General features: G+C 59.3%; 2 protein-coding genes and 1 pseudogene. All 3 read left to right on the top strand.

Annotation, left to right across the window (positions count from 1 at the left end):
• The first annotated feature begins 100 nt into the window (after window positions 1-100).
• Window positions 101-1,416: pseudogene (locus KO516_RS22380) on the top strand (IS3 family transposase).
• Between the two features lie 320 nt (window positions 1,417-1,736).
• Window positions 1,737-3,278 carry a TniQ family protein gene (locus tag KO516_RS22375; protein WP_216006009.1) on the top strand — a complete coding sequence of 514 codons (1,542 nt, stop codon included), beginning with the start codon at window positions 1,737-1,739 and terminating at the stop codon, window positions 3,276-3,278.
• 29 nt (window positions 3,279-3,307) lie between these two features.
• Window positions 3,308-3,523, top strand: coding sequence for a hypothetical protein (locus KO516_RS22370; protein WP_216006008.1), 216 nt, complete (start codon window positions 3,308-3,310; stop codon window positions 3,521-3,523).
• The last annotated feature ends 22 nt before the right edge of the window (window positions 3,524-3,545 follow it).

Below are 3,545 nucleotides of genomic sequence, written 5' to 3'. Positions count from 1 at the left end.
TCATTGTCCGTCCCTTCGTTTGATGTGATCCCCGAAAACGCCCCGTTCTAGCTTAGAGTTTTCCGGACGGAATCCTTGGCTGGTAGAGGAGCGGAAACGCATGAAGGCATCGAAATTCACGGAGGCGCAGAAGGCGTTCATTCTGAAGCAGGGCGAGCAAGGCACACCGGTCGCGGAGATATGCCGCAAGGCGGGGATAACTGCCCGGCAGGGTCATGCGCAGCATGATCCCGAGAGGGGGCCAAGCGATCGACTTCAACTGGAGTGCAGGCGGATAAAGAAAAGCGTGCAGTGAACGGTTTTCCCGCCAAACAAATATGGCGGCCTGCTGCCGGACGAGATGCGCCGGTTGAAGGCTTTGGAAGATGAGAACACACGGCTGAAGAGTTGGAGAAATCAGGGAACAGTCCGGGGGACTATTCTCCCCGAACAACCGTCGCTGACCTGACGCTTGACCGCGAGATGTTGCAGGACGTGATCCGGCGAAAGCTCTGAAGCCTGGCCGTTTTCGCGAGCTCGTCACCGGGATGTGCATCGACTGGGGCGGGTCGATCAGGAGGGCTTGTGGGGCCGTCCGTTTCGACACCTCCAGCTACCACTACAAGTCCCGGCGCACGGTTCAGGCTGCTGTCGAGATGCGGATCAGGGAGATTTGCGAGACGCGTGTCCGGTATGGCTACCGGCACATCCATGTTTTGCTCCGGCGAGAGGGTTGGACCATCAATATCAAGAAGACGCGTAGGATTTACAATGAGTTGGGTCTGCAGCTGCGGAATAAGCACCCGAAGCGGCGCGTGAAAGCCAAGCTGCGAAAGGACCGGGAAGAAGCCGCCGGACCGAACGATGTCTGGGCGATGGACTTCGTCCATGATCAGCTCGCCATGGGCAAAAAGTTGAGGATCCTGACAGTGATCGATACGCATTCGCGGTTCTGCCCGGTCGTAAATCCGCGGTTCAGCTACCGTGGCGAGAACGTGGTTCAAACGCTGGAAGAGGTCTGCGGCAAGATCGGCTATCCGAACACCATACGGGTCGACAACGGCAGCGAATTTATCTCCCGCGATCTGGACCTGTGGGCATATGCCAACGACGTCACGCTGGACTTCTCAAGGCCAGGCAAGCAGACGGACAATGGTTTCATCTTGCGTCGGGGCCAACAGTCCCCCGGACTGTTGCCTGATCCCTCCTCACCTTCAACAGCAAGCTCCGAGCAGAATGTCTGAACGCCCACTGGTTCATGAGCCTGACCGCCGCCCGTGAAAAGTTAGAAGATTGGCCCCTCTCGGCAGATTGCTTCGCAATCGCCTGCCGGGCAGTGGTAAACACTACAACGAAGACCGCCCCCACAGCGCGATCGGATACAACGCCCCGATCGCCATGCACTATCCCGATGGCGCCACCAGCCCGTCATCGTGAAAAGCCGGAAAAATCCAGCTTCCGGCGGTCCAGCGTTGGGGAGCAGTGCACACCAACCAACAGACCCTCGTTATGAATGAGGGACCCGCAGAGGGCAGGTCACATGCCGATCGGACCCCGCATGGCACATGTCTCTATTTGCGCTTGCAGCGAATGGCGACTTCGATTCCGATCCCGAAACGGCTATGGAACCGCGTATCCAAACACATGGGGCGTTTGAGCACACAGGAGGTGTATTTGCTCTGGAAACTTGCCGTTACGGTGGAGTCCGTTGACCGCGAGACGCTTCCGTCGCTGTTCTCGCGCATGGCAATCCTAAAGTGGAACCGACGTCTTCGGCTTCCCCCTCCGATCTCGGCATCACCTTCCGCCGTATCTTGGAGCAGTACGAAGAGGCCGTCGCGATTTTTGCAGAACGCGCAGGGCTGTCGGCCACGCAGCTCGCCGAGCTGCTCTCCTGGACAGATGAACGCATCGGAGACGTCCGGATGCGATTTCGCAAGGAAGTCTTCGTCTCGCGGGCTCTGCGAAATCCGATCATTCGGGGCTGTCCACACTGCATGCGTGAGCAGGCCGCTGATCAGCCCCATCCGTTGCGGCAAATTGCCTTGCGGGGCGACTGGCTTTGCAGAGGTGTTGATATTTGCCACCGTCACCACCATCCGCTGGTTCCCTTATGGTCCAGCGCGCGCCCCATCGAACGGGATGATATCGGAGCGAGATTGGCGGAAATCCTGCCAGACCTGCGAGCAGGATCATTCGATTGCGTGCGCATTGATCCTACCGACTATGACCTTTGGCTTGATAAGCGTCTCTCGCAGGGCACAGCTGCGGACGACACATGGCTGGCCTCACAGCCGGTGTTTCCGGCGATCACACTCTGCGAGTTCATCGGTGCAGCCTTGCTGCGCAAACGGGGCGAGGCACCGGACGATCGGCGCGCCAAGGCCACGGGCTTTGCCTTTGTCTCGCATGGCCCTGATGGGATCCGAGCGGCTTTGGACATCCTCATGCGGTCACAGGACGGCGGCCACATCGTGACGCAGGGCGAAATGGGTCCGCTCTTCAAGCATCTCAAGGGCATCTATCTTGATGAGGATGCCTTTGCGGGCTTTCGCGGGATCCTTCGAGACTATTTTCTGGAAATCTGGCCGTTGGCGCTAGGTGATGACCTTCTCGGGCAGGCCGTGACAGAGCGGCGCGTCCACTCCCTCACGTCCGCATCCAAGGAAACCGGCATCGGCCCGGCTGTTCTGGATGATTTCTTGACGGAAGCAGGCGCGTTCGCGCCCAGTGACGCGCGTGCTGACGCCCACAAGACCTTTGATGCTAAAGCCTGGCAGCACGTCCTTGATGAAATCCCGACACTGGTCGGTCCCATTGCGCTGCGACGGGCAATCGGCGCGACCCTAGCCGAATTGAACGGGTTGAAGGCAGACGGTGTCCTCGTCCCAAGGACCAACGTCGCTACGATCAAATCGCCTTGGCGGCTTGCGGATGGCCAAGCTCTTCTTGAGGAGTGGGAGGCCTATGCGCAGCCGATTGCCCCAGAGGAGCCAGGGTGGGAGACGATCCAACTCGTTCACAAGCGGCTGGACCTTCCTGTTGGCGAGATCATTGCGGCCATCCGGACGGGTTCTCTGCGCCTTGGTCAATGTCCTGATGTGTCCGGTTACCATGGGCTTGTGGTGGGAATCTCTGAGGTTGCCGCGTTCAGGGCGAAGGCCGCGCCGAAGCGCAAGCCATCGACCAACGAAGGCGAGATGACCGCAGCGGCCTTCGCCCGGTCGGCGGGTATTCGAGGGAAAGGTCAATTCCTGGCTTTGATCGAAGGGGTTACACGCCTGCCATGTTGCTTTTGAATCCCACGACGAGGCGTCGGGAATGGCGCATGAGCCAGGGCGACATCGCTGCGTTTGAGACCAACTACACGACACCATCGATGCTGTCGGCCGAAACCGGCGCGCATTTGAACACGATTCGGGCCGTTCTGCAGAGCGAGCGGGTCCAGCCGTTCCGACCAAACGGCCTGGATGTCGGACCGGTCTATCTTCGCAACGCTGTTGAACCGGTTGTGGCACTCCTGAAATCTCAGAGTGGTAAGTGACCGCTAGGGTCAGGATGCATTG

The sequence above is a fragment of the Citreicella sp. C3M06 genome, from assembly GCF_018860705.1.
In the GTDB taxonomy this organism is placed as follows: Bacteria; Pseudomonadota; Alphaproteobacteria; order Rhodobacterales; family Rhodobacteraceae; genus Salipiger.
This window is presented reverse-complemented; position numbering and strand designations above follow the sequence as displayed.

Excerpts from the sequence above, each read along its gene's own strand:
- KO516_RS22370 (WP_216006008.1), top strand. The coding sequence starts at position 3,308 with ATGAGCCAGGGCGACATCGCTGCGTTTGAGACCAACTACACGACACCA.